Source organism: Adlercreutzia sp. St.1H8, assembly GCF_059728655.1.
On record NZ_AP039376.1, the window covers coordinates 672,165 to 686,153 of the forward strand.

Sequence of the window (13,989 nt, forward strand, 5' to 3'; positions counted from 1 at the left end):
TCCCGCCCTCTGCGGCGCGGGGCGCCGGCATTCGCCCCGGCCTGCGCGTCGGGCCCGCGCCCTCGCGCCGATGCTCGGCTCGGGCGCGACACCGGCCCCGCGCCTGCTTCCGCACGCGCCCCTGCGGGCCCGCGACGGCACGCCGCCGCGGGCCCGTTGCGCTATACTGGCAGGCGATCAGGCAAGCAAGCGAAGCAGAGGCACCCCATGACAGAACCACTCAACGGCTTCACGGGATTCGGTCGGCGCGACCCCGGGTTCGTCTCGGCCAGCCAGGCCATGCGCCAGGCCGAGACCGAGGCCCGCATGGCCCGCTCGGATCCGTCGAGCACCGCCCGGCTCGCCCACGAGGCGCGCGCGGCCAACGCGCAGGCGCTCTCGCAGGCCACGGCCGACTTGGGGCGCGTGGGCGGGGCCTGGGGCGCGCCGGCGCCCCAGACGGGCGTCCTGCGCTTCACCCGCGGCGGCGCGGGCGGCGCGACGGCCTTCGACCCCGACAAGCTCGCCCTCATCCCGCCCGTCGAGCGCCGCTGGTCATGGGTGGAGATCGACCTCAACGCCATTCGCCACAACGCCACGGCGGTCAAGCGGCGCCTGGCGCCGGGCACGCGGCTCATGGCCGTCGTGAAGGCCGACGCCTACGGCCACGGCGCCGTGCAGTGCGCCAAGACCGCCCTCAACTCCGGCGCCGAGTACCTGGGCGTCGCCACGGTGGAGGAGGCCATCGAGCTGCGCGAGGCGCTCATCAACGCGCCCATCCTCATCCTGGCGGAGCCGCCGGCCACCGCCATCCCGCTGCTGCTCGGCTACAAGGTGATGCCGACCGTCTACTCGGCTGAGTTCGCCATCCAGTACGCCGAGGCGGCCGACGCCCTGGGCCTGCGCGCCCCCTTCCACCTCAAGGTGAACACCGGCATGAACCGCATCGGCGTGCGCCATGACCAGGTGGTGCCCTTCATGCACCAGGTGGGCTTCCACCGGGCGCTCGAGCTGGTGGGGACGTTCACGCACTTCGCCACGGCCGACTGCGCCGAGACGCTCGACTTCCAGATTCAGGTCAAGCGCTTCATCGAGGCCGTCAACGCGCTGCGCGCCGGCGGCATCGACCCGGGCATCGTTCACGCGGCCAACTCGGCGGCGGCCATCCGCTACCCCGACGTGCAGTTCGACATGGTGCGCCTGGGCATCGGCCTGTACGGCTTCCACCCCTGCCCGGAGACGTTCCCGCTCATCGAGCTTCGGCCCGCCATGAGCGTGAAGGCGCGCATCACCGACGCGCGGCTCGTGCCCATGAGCGAGGGCGTCAGCTACGGGCTGCACTACCGCAGCCCCGGCTCGGTGAAGATCTGCACGCTGCCCATCGGGTACGCCGACGGCCTGCGCCGCGGCCTTTCGGGGCGCGTGGAGTTCCTGATGGGCGAGCACCGCGTGCGCCAGGTGGGCAACATCTGCATGGATCAGTGCATGTTCGAGGTCGACCTGCGCACCTACGGTACGCGCACGCGCGTCGACCCCCAGGTGGGGGACGAGGTGGTCATCGTGGGCGCTGTGGGCGACGCGGTGGTGACCATCGACGAGATGTGCGACCTGCTGGACACCATCCCCCATGAGGTGGCCATCGGGTTCGGCTGCTCGCGCCTGCCGCGCGTCTACGTGTAGCGCGCGGGCGGTGCTGCCGGGCGCCGGCGGGCGCGGGCGGTGCTGTCCGCGCGCTGGACGCCGGGGCGCCGAGGGCGGGCGCTTGCGGCGTCGGGTGCCGGGGCGCGCCGCGCTGCGCCGGGCGTCGCGCCGGTCGGCCCGTGCGGCCGTCATGCGTCGCCTCGCGATAAAGCTGTCTGCGGCCGTGCGCCGCTTGCGAAAGGAGGGCCCCATGCCCAAGCCCCACATCCCCCTTGACGAGCTGCGTGCCCAGGTGGCCGCGTGCCACCGCTGCCCGCTTGCCGACGGGCGCACCCAGACGGTCTTCGGCGTGGGCGACCCTGCCGCGCGCGTGCTCATCGTGGGCGAGGCGCCGGGCAAGAACGAGGACCTCAAGGGCGAGCCGTTCGTAGGCGCGGCCGGCAAGTACCTCGACGAGCTGCTGGGCATCGCCGGTCTCACGCGCGGCGACGTGTTCATCGCCAACGTGCTCAAGTGCCGTCCGCCCGGCAACCGCGACCCGCGTCCGGAGGAGATCGAGCTGTGCACCCCGTTCCTCCGCGAGCAGACGCGTACCATCGACCCGGAGTTCATCGTCACGCTGGGCAATTTCTCCACCAAGTTCATCCTCAAGACCGAGGTGGGCATCACGCGCCTGCACGGCACGCTGCAGCAGGCGGGACGCTTCAAGGTGTTTCCCATCTTCCACCCGGCCGCTGCGCTCTACGATGGCAAGAAGCGCGAGGCGCTCGAGAACGATTTCGCCACCTTAGGCGAGCTTCTGGGCACCCGCCCGCCGGCGCCCGCACCCGCGCCGAGTCCCGCGCCGTAGCGTCCGCTGCCACTAAAGGGCGAAGATTTGCGATTTGGCAGGGTCGCTCGCGCGCGTGAAAGCGGGATCGCGAAGGACGGGAAGCCGTGACTTGGGAGAACGCGTCTGAGCGAAGACTCTCACGATCGGAGCTAGCCGCCAGGGCGGCGTCGCGCCCTGCTAGATCGCAAATCTGTGCCATCGCGAGTAGGAAGCGCGGCAGCGGCGCCATCTCCCCCCCGCGGCCCCGCGCCCCCCGTGCGTTTCAGCCCCTTGCGCCCCCTCGCGTCTCGCGTCCCGGCCCCCTGCGCGCCCCGCGCTTTTCGGCCCCTGCGCGCCCCGTCCCCCCGCGCCCCGCCCCTGCATCCTGGCTCCTCGCGTCTCGCGTCCCGGCCCCTGTGCCCGATCCCGTGGCCCCGCGTCTTACCTCCCCCCGCGCCCCGGCTTCGCGCGTCCCGCCCCTGCATCCTGGCTCCTCGCGCCTCGCGCCCCGGCCCCTGTGCCCGATCCCGTGGCCCCGCGTCCTACCCCCGCGCCCCGGTCCCGCATCCCGACTCCTCGCGCTCGCCCCAGCGGCCTGCGCCCCGATCCCGCGACCCGGTCTCCCGCCCTCGCTGCCACTTTTTCGCGCCGAAATGGCACTAAACGGCAGTTTGGTACGGTTGGCAGCGCCACAGTAGGGCGTTTCGGCGGTCGCCGCCCTCATGTCCTCGGCGTTTTCCCAGGTCGGCTTCGGACGGCACGCCGACCTTGGCGTCGCGCACCGTACCAAACTGCCGATTAGTGCCATCGGAGGCCGAAAACGTGGCGGTGGCGCCCCGGCGTCTGCCCGCCGCGTCCGCGCGCGGCGCTACAGCCAGTGTTTCCAGCGGAAGTAGGCGAGGAAGCTGCTCGTGGTGACCACGGCCAGCGCGACGAGGGCAGCGGCCATCCAGGGCCAGTCCACGCCGGGCAGCACCGTCAGGTTCATCCCGAACCAGCCGGTGATCAGCGTGAGCGGCGCGAACAGCACCGTCACGATGGTGAACGTCTGCATGATGGAGTTCTGCTTGAGGTCGATGCGCGTCTGGTGCAGCTCATGGAGCTGGCCGCTGTACTCCTTGATGATCTCGGCACGGTTGACCAGGCGGTCGGCCAGGTTGGAGACGCGGGTGAAGGCGCGCGCGTCTTCGGGGTCCATCAGCTTGTTCTCGTCATCGGCGATGATGGTGGCCATGGCGGCCACCTGCTGGTAGTAGGTGCCCAGCCGCGACGAGGTGCGCCGGTAGGCCATGATCTTGCTCGTGGGGATGTCGGCGCCCTGCTCGATCATCGCCTCCTCGGCGTCCTCCATGGCGTCCTCGAGCCGGCCCAGGTAGGCCAGGTCGTCCATGAGCAGCGTCTTGAAGAACAGGTAGAGGCAGTGGGCGGTGCCCATGGTGCGCATGACGCCGCTCTTGGCGAGGGTGGCGAGGATGCTCTCGGCCAGGGTGCCGTCCTCGATGAAGATGAGGTGCCTCTCCTCCAGGTAGAACGAGAAGAGGAGGGGATCGCCGGTCGGGTCGGCCTTGTCGGGCACGGCGAAGGAGCCGGCCAGGAAGCCGGGGTAGACCTCCACGTAGCTCGTCTCGGACGCCTCGAGGGACTTGAGCGCCTCGGCCCCGTCGCGCTCGATGCCGGGCAGCGTGCGGAAGGCGTCGGAGGAGATCGCCTCCACCACGGGAACGTCGGCACGTCGCGCCTCCTTGGCCGAGACCTCGGTCATCTTGTCTCGCAGCTCGTAGCGAACGGTCACGGCGCCTCCTCTCTGATCGTGCGTCCCCCGTTGCGCCGGCGCCTGGGCGGCAGCGCCCCGTCACCTCGATTATAGGCGCGCTGCCGTGCGCGCCGCGGTTCTGTGGGCAGTTCGTGGACTTCTCGTTTTCGCTACAAAACCAGGGCCGGGCAGCGGGGTTTCGCTATAATTCGCCCAGATCATCGTGATGGTGCGGCGGGCGTGCCGAGGGGGGCGCCGTCCGTCGCGCCACTTCCCTCGGCCGGTGCCCGTCGCCCGGCGCGGAGGGATGTCTCAACCATGGGGAAGGGGCCCGCATGTACCCAATCGAGAGCGTCGAGGCGCTGAACGACGAGGTGACCCGCATGGTCGTTCGCGCGCCCGACATCGCGCGTAAGATTCGCCCGGGGCAGTTCATCATGCTGCGCATCGACGAGGTGGGCGAGCGCATCCCGCTCACCATGAACGACTGCGATCCCGAGGCGGGGACCGTCACCATCGTGTTTCAGGCCGTCGGCGCCACCACCATGCGCCTGGCCACGCTCAAGGCGGGTGATGCGCTGCGGGACTTCGTCGGGCCGCTCGGCAACCCCACCGAGCTCGAGGGCGCTCGCCGCGCCTGCGTCATCGGCGGCGGCCTCGGCACTGCCATCGCGTACCCGCAGGCCAAGTGGCTGCACGAGCACGGCTGCGAGGTGGACGTCATCACCGGCTTTCGCACCGCCGACCTCGTGCTGCTCGAGGATGAGGTGGCGGCGGTGGCCAGCCGCTCCATCGTCATGACCGATGACGGCTCCAACGGCAACAAGGGCGTGGTGACCGAGCCGCTCAAGCGGTGGATCGAGGAGGGGGCCGGCTACGACCTGGTGCTGGCCGTGGGGCCGGTCATCATGATGAAGTTCGTGGCCAAGACCACCGAGCCCTACGGCATCCGCACGCTCGTGTCGCTCAACCCGCTCATGATCGACGGCACGGGCATGTGCGGCGGCTGTCGCGTGAAGGTGGGCGACGAGTACCTGCACGCCTGCGTGGACGGGCCGGATTTCGATGGGCACCTGGTGGACTTCGACGACGCCATGCGCCGCGGCGTCATGTACCAGGGCTACGAGGGGTCGGCGCGCACGGCCATGGCCAAGCGCCTGGCGTCCGAGGCCCGCGACTGCGACGTGGCCGCCGGCCTGCGCGCGGCGGAGGAGGGCGGCGCTCGTCGCGGGGCGAAGGGCCGCATCACGCTCGATGCCGCCACCGAGGCGCAGCTGGCCGCCATGGAGCCTGAGAAGGCGGCGAAGGTGCGCGCCGCGCTGGAGGCCAAGGCCGCGCGCGAGGCCGCCGCTGCGGCCGCCGAGGCCGAGCAGACCGGCGCCGATCGGTTCGGCCACGACGGGAAGGGGGAGTAGGCCATGGCGAAGATGGTCAACTACAACCGCCAGGGCTACAAGACGCCCATGCCCGTGCTCGACCCCGCCGAGCGCGCCCACACGTTCGCGGAGGTGTCGCTCGGCTACAACGCCGAGCGCGCCGTCAACGAGGCGCGGCGCTGCATCCAGTGCAACTCGCGCCCCTGCGTGGCGGGCTGCCCGGTGGGCGTGCCGGTGCGTGAGTTCATCGGCCACATCGCCCGTCGCGACTTCGCGGCCGCCTACGCGGCGGTGCGCGACGCCAACGCGCTGCCCGCCGTCTGCGGGCGCGTGTGTCCTCAGGAGTCGCAGTGCGAGGGCGTCTGCATGCGCGGCCGCAAGGGCGAGGCCGTGGGCATCGGCCGGCTCGAGCGCTTCATCGCCGATTGGGCGGAGGAGCACCCGGAAGAGGCCGCCCGTGCCCTGGCCGAGCGCCGCGCCGCCCGCGCCGCCGCCCTCGCGCATCCGGACGGGGCCGCCGCGGCTGACGAGGAGATCACCCCGCTCGGCGGCAAGGCCGTGCCCGTCATCCCGCCGGGAACCGACCTCTCCGCGTTCCGCGTGGCCGTCGTGGGGTCAGGGCCTGCGTCGCTCACCTGCGCCGGCGAGCTGGCCAAGTACGGCGCGTCGGTCACGGTGTTCGAGGCGCTCCACGCCGTCGGCGGCGTGCTCACCTACGGCATCCCCGAGTTCCGCCTGCCCAAGGCGCTCGTGGCGCGCGAGGTGGCCGCCATCGAGAAGCTGGGCGTGACGTTTGAGGTCAATACCGTGGTGGGCAAGATCTTCGACATCGAGGAGCTTAGGAGCGAGCGCGGCTTCGACGCCGTGTTCGTGGCCACGGGCGCCGGGCTTCCCAGCTACCTGGGCATCGAGGGCGAGGGCCTCAACGGCGTGTGCGTGGCCAACGAGCTGCTCACGCGCGTGAACCTCATGCGCGCCTACGAGTTCCCCGAGTACGAGACGCCCGTCTTCGCCGGCCAGCGCTGCGTGGTGGTGGGCGGCGGCAACGTGGCCATGGACGCCGCGCGCACGGCCAAGCGCCTCGGCGCCGACGTGACGGTGGTCTACCGGCGCAGCCGCGAGGAGATGCCGGCCCGCCTGGAGGAGATCCGCCACGCGGAGGAGGAGGGCGTGCGGTTTGCCACGCTCAACAATCCCGTGCGCCTGATCGGCGATGACGCGGGCTGGCTCACGGGCGTGGAGGTGGTCTCCATGGAGCTGGGCGAGCCCGACGAGAGCGGGCGGCGGCGCCCGCACGAGGTGGAGGGGTCGAACCACGTCATCGGCTGCGACATGTTCGTGATCTCCATCGGCAACCGGACCAACCCGCTCATCGCGCAGACGACGCCGGGGCTGGAGACGACGCCGCGCAACCTCATCGTGGTGGACGAGGAGACGGGCGCCACCTCGGTGCCGGGCGTCTTCGCCGGCGGCGATGCGGTGTCGGGCGCGGCTACGGTCATCCTGGCCATGGGCGCCGGCAAGCGCGCGGCTGCGGGCATCGCGGCGTACCTGAACCCCGAAGGCCCCGCAATCGGCGCGCTCGCGGCCCAGACCGCCGGCGAGGAACGCGCCGAGGCGGAGGAGGCGCTCGCGGCCGAGGCGGCCGTGGAGGACGAGCCCGCCGACGTGGCGCCCGACGACGCGGCAGCCGCCGACGAGCAGGCCGCCCTGGCCGCCGCCCTCGTGGCTGCCGGCATCGCCCCTGATGTGGCCGCCCGCGCCGCGGCCGCCGCGCTGATCGAGGCTGCGAAGGCCTAGCGTGCGAATGCGGGAGACGCAGGGAGAGCGGGGCGAGAAGGCCCGTGAGACGCCGGAAGCCGGGGGCTCGCAGGTGCGGGAGACGCCGGGGGGCGCGGGCTCGCGGGCTTGGGCGGTGTCGGGGGCCGCGGGCGCTCACGTTCGCGAAGGGTCGGAGGCCGCGGGCGCGCAAGCGTGTGAGGCGCCGGGGGCCGCGGGCGCGCGGGCGCGGGCGGCGTCGGACTCCGTTGACGCGTTCGATCCGGTGGCGTACATCAACACGCCGCGCTGGCAGGCCTCGCGGTTGGGGCTTGAGCGCATTCGCGCGCTGCTCGACCGGCTGGGCCGTCCTCAAGATGCGCTGCGCTTTGTGCACGTGGCCGGCACCAACGGCAAGGGCTCGACGTGCGCCTACCTGGCAGCCGTGCTCCAGGCCGCGGGCTATCGGACGGGCCTGTTCACGAGCCCCTTCATTCTGCGTTTCGAAGAGCGTATCCGCGTGAACGGCTCCGACATTTCTCGCGACGACCTCGCGCGCGCCACCCTGCTCGTGCGCGAGCAGGCCGAGGCGCTCGAGCGCGAGACGGGCGATCATCCCACCGAGTTCGAGCTCATGTGCGCCGTGGCGCTCGTGCACTTCCGTGCCGTCGGCTGCGATATCGTCGTGATGGAGGTGGGGCTCGGCGGCCGTCTCGACTCGACCAACGTCATCGATGCGCCCGAGGTCTGCGTCATCGCGTGCATCGGTCTCGACCACACGGCGCTCCTCGGCGATACTCTGGCGGCAGTGGCGGGGGAGAAGTGCGGCATCATCAAGTCCGGCGTCCCCGTGGCCAGCTGGCCCCAGGCCCCCGAGGCCCTCGCCGTCGTTCGCGAGGCCTGCGCTGCCCGTGGCTGTGAGTTATCTATACCTAACTTCGAATCGCTCCAGGTAGAGCCCCTCAAGTTGCACCAAGGAAAGGGGAGCGCCCCCACGTCTGCGGACGACGGCGCTTCGGTGCCCGCAGACAGCTGCCTCTTCGTAGGTACGCGCGCCTCGTGGGATGCTTCCGCGTTCGCAGGCGACTGCGCGTCGCGCGATGCCCTTTCCTCGGGGATGGCCCTCTTCGAGAGCGCCGGGCCCCTCGGGGGCGTCCTCCCCTCGGAGGGCGCCTGCTCTCCGGGGGGCATCGGTCTTTCCGAGAACGCCTGGCCTTCGGAAGACGGACGGGGCGTTTGCCGCGAGCGTGGGGCGCATGGGGCTGAGCGTATGGAAAATGTTTCACGTGAAACATTCGTTTGCTCTATGGGCGACGGAGGCGAAGTCGAGGGGCGCAGGGGCGACAAAGGGACTGGCGATTCTGCGTGTTTCGCTTCGAGTCAACTCCAGAGTGTTTCACGTGAAACATTCGTACGGCATTTTTCGTACGAGAGCGTCGACTACGTGACGGCGCTCTTGGGCAGTTACCAGCCAGCTAACGCGGCGCTGGCCATCGAGGCGCTCCGATTGCTACGCGAGCGCGGTTGGCGCATCCCGCCGGAGGCTGTGCGGGAGGGCGTCGCCGCTGCGCGTTGGCCAGGGCGCTTTGAGGTGGTGGCTGCGCGCCCCCTCACCATCATCGACGGGGGGCACAATCCGCAAGGAGCGCAGGCGCTCGCAGATTCTCTCGCCGACCTGTTGGCGGCTCTCGGGCGCGGTGCCTCCGGCTCCGCTGCGTCTGGCGAGCCGGACGTGCCCCTCGCTCCTCGCGCTTGCGGTGCGACCGCCCCGCTCGGCGCTCCCGACGCTCTCGGTGATTGCAGCGCCCGCGCTGCCTGCGGCGCGACCGCCCCGCTCGGCGCCTCCGCCCCGCTCGGCTCGTTCGTTCCCGCGGCTGCCCCGGTGCCTGGCGAGCCGGCCTCACCCCCCGTGCCCGGCGCCTGCGATGCGATTGTCCTCGCGGGTGCCCCCGCGCCAATGCTTCCTTATGGTGACGAAAAAGGTCATAGAAATGTCGTCCTCGTCATGGGAGTGCTGGCGGACAAGGACTACACGGCCATGATCGAGGCGGTCGCTCCGCTGGCGGACGCCTTCGTCTGCTACACGCCCGATAGCCCCCGTGCGCTCGCCGCCGCCGACCTCGCCGCTGCAGTACGCGCCACGGCTTCCGCGCTCGCCGCGCCCGCTGCCGCTGCCGTTGCCGTGGCCCCCACGACTGCGGCGGTGCCCGCTCCTGCCGTCCCCGCCCCCGCCTCCGACTCCGCGACTGCGGCGACTTCCGCCCCCGCTCCTGATGCGTCCCCTGCGACTTCTGCCCCCGCCCCCGACGCGCCCCCCGCGCCTGCGGCGGTGCCCGCTCCCGCCCCCGCGCCTGCGGCGATCCCCGCCCCCGCGCCTGCGGCGATCCCCGCTCCCGTCCTCGCGTCCTCGCCCGTCATCGAGGCGGTTTCCAATGCGGCGGCGGCCCTTCGCCGGGGGCGCTCTGCGGCCGGCGCTGACGGCATCGTCGTTGCTTTCGGCACCCTCTATGCCATCGCCGACCTCAAGCGCGCCCTCTGACGGCTCATCTGCCCGCGAGGTTGCCCCCGGTGCGGAAACGGGCTACTTTTGAAGCAGGAGAGCGCCTGCCACCCTCATGCCGCCCTGGCGGGCGAGAGGGGGGCAGGCGCGCGCGGGCGAGAGGGGCGGAGCCGATGCGGCAGCGGGTCATATGGTATGTGGAAGACGACGAGGACATCGCGCGCTACGTGGTCGCGCTCTTGGAGGACGCGGGGTATCGCGCACGGCCTTTCCCCAGCGGGCTGGCGGTGCGCAACGCCTTCCCCGCGGAGTCGCCTGATGCGCTCCTCATCGACTGGAACCTTCCCGACGATGCCGGGCCGTCGGTCTGCCGCTGGGTGCGCCGCCACGACGAGGCGCTGCCCGTCATGATGGTCACCGTGCGCGACGAGCCGTCCGACATCGTGGCGGGACTGCGGGCTGGCGCGGACGACTACGTGACCAAGCCCTTCCATCCCGACGTGCTGCTCGGTCGCATCGAGGCGCTCCTCAGGCGGTCGCCGGCAGGCACGACGACGCTCACCTGTGGCGACGTGACGCTTGACGGCGAGCGGCACCGCGTGAGCGTTGGGGGCGCGCCGGTCGAGCTGGCGCCGCTGGAGTACCGCATCCTGTCGCTGCTTATGGAGCGCAAGGGGCGCCTCGTCTCCCGCGAGGCCCTGCGCGACCGTGCGTGGGAGGACGGCCGCCCGGTGAGCGATAACGCCCTCACCGTGACGGTCAAGCGGCTGCGCGCGAAGCTTGCCCCCGCCGACTGCCTCAAGACCGTCCGCAGCTTCGGCTACCGCATGGAGGAGCCGCGATGACCGCGCTCGCGTTTCTCCTGGGGATGGCCGCGGGCGGCGCTCTTGTCGCAGCGGGCTGCGCGCGTGCGCGGCGCCGGCGCTCGGCGCGGGTCGCGCAGCTCACGGATTACCTGGAAAGCGCCGCCCTGGGCCGGGCGAAGGCGCTCACGCCCACGGGGGAGGACGACCTCTCCCGGCTCCAAGACGAGATGGGCAAGACCGTGATGGCGCTTGAGCGCACCCGTGCCGAGGCCGTCGCGGCCAAGGACGGGTTCGCCCGCAACCTGGCCTCCATCGCCCATCAGGTCAAGACCCCGCTTTCGGCCATAGCCCTGGCCGCTCGGCGCATCGACGGGTGCGACGCCGACGAGGATCGCCATGCGGCTCAGGCCATCATCCGGCAGGCGGAGCGGCTGGATCGCCTGCAGGGCGATCTTCTGCTCATGGCGAAACTGGACGCCGGCGTCTTGGAGATGCGTCCCGACCGCCAGGACGTGTACACGCTGCTGTGCCAGGCGGCCGAGAGCCTGGGCGACTACGCCGCCGTTGCAGGCGTCTCCATTGATGTCATCAGGTGTGACCCCGCCGGGTGCGACGATGCCATGAGGTGTGACCCCGCCGAGGACTCCGCCGAGGTGCTCGTCGACGGCCACTGGGCGTGCGAGGCGCTTATGAACGTCATGAAGAACTGCGTCGAGCATGCGCCTGCTGGCTCATCGGTGCGCGTGGAGTATGAGGCGGGCCCGCTCTACGTGGAGGTGCTCATCTCCGACGAGGGGCCCGGCTTCGCCCCGGGGGAGGAGGCACGGCTGTTCGAGCGCTTCTACACCGGCACGCGGCACGCCGCCGCGGATGCACGCGCTGCCGCAGGAGCGCTTCCCGCCACCGCCCTCCGCGCGAGCGCGGGCACGGGCCTGGGGCTCTCGTTTGCGCGGGAGCTCCTGGAACGGCAGGATGCGAGCATCCGGGCGCGGCGCCCTGCCGCCGGCGGCGCCTGCTTCGAGATTCGGCTCTACGGTCACCCAGATGTCACTTTGGCTCCCTAACCTGGAAGGGAGCAGACCAGCCGCCCGAGGACGGAGAAGGAGCAGCCATGCCCATAGCGGAGTGCATCGGGGTCGAGAAGACCTATGGAAGCGGGGATACCGCCGTCCACGCCCTGAGGGGCGTGAGCCTGGCGATCGAGCCGGGGGAGTTCGTGGCCATCGTGGGGGCGTCAGGCTCCGGCAAGTCGACCCTCCTCCATCTGCTCGGCGGCATCGACACGCCCACCGCCGGCACGGTGCTGGTGGACGGCGAGGACATCTCGCGGCTCGACGCGACGCAGTCGGCGCTGTTCCGCCGCCGCAAGGTGGGGCTCATCTACCAGTTCTTCAACCTCATTCCCACGGCCACGGTGGCGCGTAACATCCAGATGCCGCTGCTCCTGGACAGGCGTGAGGTCGATCCGCAGTTCTTCGCCGAGATCACGGAGGCCCTGGGCATCGCAGGGCGGCTCGACGCCCTGCCGCACCAGCTCTCCGGCGGCCAGCAGCAGCGCGTCGCCATCGCACGGTCGCTCATCTACCGTCCCATGCTCCTTCTGGCCGATGAGCCCACGGGCAACCTCGACCGCCGCACCTCGTGCGAGATCGTCGATGTGCTGAGGCTGGCGAACCGTCGCTTCAACCAAACCACCGTCATCATCACCCACGACGAGCGCGTCGCCCAGGAGGCCGATAGGGTGCTGGCTGTGGAAGACGGGCTCGTGGTCCTCGACCAGAGGCGTCGGTGAGCGCGGTGGGCAGCCTTTCTCTGCTCGACTTCGTGCGGGGCAACCGCGCGTCGAGCGCGACCATCATGGCGACGGTGGGCGTGAGCTCGTTTTTGCTGGCGCTCCTGTCCGGCGTGCTCTACGGCTTCTGGGAGGATGCGGCGGCGCGCATGGCGGCGGAGGGCGCATCGCTGGCCGAGCGCCTGGGCGGGGAGCTGCTCGTGTCGAGCATGCTCTACCTGGTGGTGCTCGCGCTGGCCTGCGTCGCCTTGGTGCTCATCATCCGCAACGCCTTCCTGGCGTCTATGCAGAACCGCGTGCACCAGCTGGGGCTGCTCGCGACCGTAGGCGCGACGCCGCGGCAGATGCGGTCGCTGCTGCTGCGCGAGGCGCTCGTCCTGAGCATGGCGCCCGCAGCCATCGGCATCGCCTTGGGGACGCTGGCCGCGGGCGTCTTCATCAACGCGGCCATCGAGGCCGCTCGGCAAGCCGGCGTCGGATCGGGGGGACTGGCCGCCTTCCGCTGCTCGCCGCTCCTGCTGCTGGCCGTGGCGGCGCTCGTGCTGCTCACGGTGACGGTGTCGGCTGGGATTCCCGCCCGCAAGCTCGCGCGGACGAGCCCCCTTGCCGCGGTGGCCGGCGCGCCCGAGGCCGCTCCCGCCCGCCCGGGGCGTGCCGGGCTCATCGCGCGCCTCTTCGGGGTGGAAGGGGAGCTGGCCAGCGGATCCCTGCGGCAGCGCCGGGGCGCCCTGCGCTCGGCGTCTTTGGCCATCGGGCTGGCGTTTCTCGCGCTGGGGCTCTTCCTCTCGTTCATGACGGTCTCGCGCATGAGCGTGGGCCAGACCTACTACGAGCGCTACGGAATTGCCTGGGACCTGGTCGTGGACGTGCCGGACGCCTCCGCCGCGGAGCTGGAGGAGGTCGCACGCGGGCTTGCCGCCCAGGCCGAGGAGGCGGTGGTGGACAAGTCCGACGCCGGCATGCGCCTCTACCTCAAGGCCCGCGCCGGAGCGGAGCCGTCGCTGTGGGCAGCTGCCGAGGAGGCGCTCGAGTCGGCAGGGCATGCGGAGTTCTCCCTCGTCGACATGGATGCCGACCGGGTGCGCGCCGATGCGGTGTGGGTCGGGTACGCGGCGGTGGTCGGCGGGTTCTGCGGCATCTTGGCGCTCATCGGGGTGGCGGGGGTCGTCACGCAGGCCGTGGGCTTCGTCTACCAGCGCAAGCGCGAGTTCGCCCGCCTGCGCACCCTCGGCATGACGCCAGGAGGCGTCTTCAAGATGCTCGGGGTGGAGGGACTGCTGACCGTGGCGCGGCCCCTGGCGCTGACCCTGCCCCTCGTGGTCGCCGGGGCGCTGGCCCTGGCGCTGCTGGGACGGCAGCCCCTCGGGGGCTTCCTCGCCGCCTTTCCCTACGGCGTGCTGCTGTCCTACGTTGCCGTCGTGGCGCTGGTGGTGGTCGCCGCCAACGCCTTCGGGGCCCTGCGGCTCGTTCGCGGCGATCTGGCGGAGGCGCTCAGGGACGACGCGCTCGCGTAGGGCGGCGCGGGCGCGCCTGCCCGCGCGCTCCGCGTCTCCCTCCGCGAGCGCGCGGGCAG

Annotated in this window: 10 protein-coding genes; 9 read left to right on the forward strand and 1 reads right to left on the reverse strand. The window is 71.6% G+C overall.

The window, feature by feature from the left end; genetic code table 11:
• The first annotated feature begins 207 nt into the window (after nucleotides 1-207).
• Together alr and AC6I0Y_RS02415 are read left to right on the forward strand one after the other, a co-directional pair.
• The gene (gene alr, locus AC6I0Y_RS02410; RefSeq protein WP_497732852.1) at nucleotides 208-1,659 is read left to right on the forward strand and encodes an alanine racemase; all 1,452 of its coding nucleotides are present in this window, start codon (nucleotides 208-210) and stop codon (nucleotides 1,657-1,659) included.
• Nucleotides 1,660-1,870: 211 nt separating this feature from the next.
• Nucleotides 1,871-2,470 (forward strand): uracil-DNA glycosylase, encoded by a 600-nt coding sequence (locus AC6I0Y_RS02415; protein ID WP_497732853.1) that lies wholly within the window; start codon nucleotides 1,871-1,873, stop codon nucleotides 2,468-2,470.
• Nucleotides 2,471-3,299: 829 nt separating this feature from the next.
• On the opposite strand, the gene AC6I0Y_RS02420 is transcribed toward AC6I0Y_RS02415, so the two are convergent.
• Entirely contained in the window at nucleotides 3,300-4,223 is a 924-nt protein-coding gene (locus AC6I0Y_RS02420) for a magnesium transporter CorA family protein (protein ID WP_160710314.1), read from the reverse strand.
• Nucleotides 4,224-4,519: 296 nt separating this feature from the next.
• Here AC6I0Y_RS02420 and AC6I0Y_RS02425 point away from each other — a divergent pair, with 296 nt between their 5' ends.
• The 7 genes from AC6I0Y_RS02425 to AC6I0Y_RS02455 all read left to right on the forward strand — a co-directional run bounded on the left by AC6I0Y_RS02425 (nucleotide 4,520) and on the right by AC6I0Y_RS02455 (nucleotide 13,930).
• Complete coding sequence (locus AC6I0Y_RS02425) at nucleotides 4,520-5,599, forward strand: sulfide/dihydroorotate dehydrogenase-like FAD/NAD-binding protein (RefSeq protein ID WP_236643509.1); 1,080 nt, start codon at nucleotides 4,520-4,522, stop codon at nucleotides 5,597-5,599.
• A 3-nt stretch (nucleotides 5,600-5,602) separates the two neighbouring features.
• Entirely contained in the window at nucleotides 5,603-7,360 is a 1,758-nt protein-coding gene (locus AC6I0Y_RS02430; protein WP_497732854.1) for an FAD-dependent oxidoreductase, read from the forward strand.
• A 244-nt stretch (nucleotides 7,361-7,604) separates the two neighbouring features.
• A complete protein-coding gene (locus tag AC6I0Y_RS02435; RefSeq protein WP_497732855.1) occupies nucleotides 7,605-9,857 on the forward strand; it encodes a bifunctional folylpolyglutamate synthase/dihydrofolate synthase in 2,253 nt (750 codons plus the stop codon).
• A gap of 134 nt (nucleotides 9,858-9,991) precedes the next feature.
• On the forward strand, nucleotides 9,992-10,663 hold the full coding sequence (locus tag AC6I0Y_RS02440; RefSeq protein WP_497732856.1) for a response regulator transcription factor: 672 nt from the start codon (nucleotides 9,992-9,994) through the stop codon (nucleotides 10,661-10,663).
• Entirely contained in the window at nucleotides 10,660-11,688 is a 1,029-nt protein-coding gene (locus AC6I0Y_RS02445) for a sensor histidine kinase (RefSeq protein ID WP_497732857.1), read from the forward strand. The genes AC6I0Y_RS02440 and AC6I0Y_RS02445 overlap by 4 nt, the downstream gene beginning before the upstream one ends.
• A gap of 47 nt (nucleotides 11,689-11,735) precedes the next feature.
• On the forward strand, nucleotides 11,736-12,416 hold the full coding sequence (locus AC6I0Y_RS02450) for an ABC transporter ATP-binding protein (protein ID WP_497732858.1): 681 nt from the start codon (nucleotides 11,736-11,738) through the stop codon (nucleotides 12,414-12,416).
• Between the two features lie 5 nt (nucleotides 12,417-12,421).
• Nucleotides 12,422-13,930 (forward strand): FtsX-like permease family protein, encoded by a 1,509-nt coding sequence (locus tag AC6I0Y_RS02455; RefSeq protein WP_497732859.1) that lies wholly within the window; start codon nucleotides 12,422-12,424, stop codon nucleotides 13,928-13,930.
• The last annotated feature ends 59 nt before the right edge of the window (nucleotides 13,931-13,989 follow it).

Coding starts and splice junctions, on each gene's coding strand:
- alr (WP_497732852.1), top strand. CDS start 208: ATGACAGAACCACTCAACGGCTTCACGGGATTCGGTCGGCGCGACCCC.
- AC6I0Y_RS02415 (WP_497732853.1), top strand. CDS start 1,871: ATGCCCAAGCCCCACATCCCCCTTGACGAGCTGCGTGCCCAGGTGGCC.
- AC6I0Y_RS02425 (WP_236643509.1), top strand. CDS start 4,520: ATGTACCCAATCGAGAGCGTCGAGGCGCTGAACGACGAGGTGACCCGC.
- AC6I0Y_RS02430 (WP_497732854.1), top strand. CDS start 5,603: ATGGCGAAGATGGTCAACTACAACCGCCAGGGCTACAAGACGCCCATG.
- AC6I0Y_RS02440 (WP_497732856.1), top strand. CDS start 9,992: ATGCGGCAGCGGGTCATATGGTATGTGGAAGACGACGAGGACATCGCG.
- AC6I0Y_RS02445 (WP_497732857.1), top strand. CDS start 10,660: ATGACCGCGCTCGCGTTTCTCCTGGGGATGGCCGCGGGCGGCGCTCTT.
- AC6I0Y_RS02450 (WP_497732858.1), top strand. CDS start 11,736: ATGCCCATAGCGGAGTGCATCGGGGTCGAGAAGACCTATGGAAGCGGG.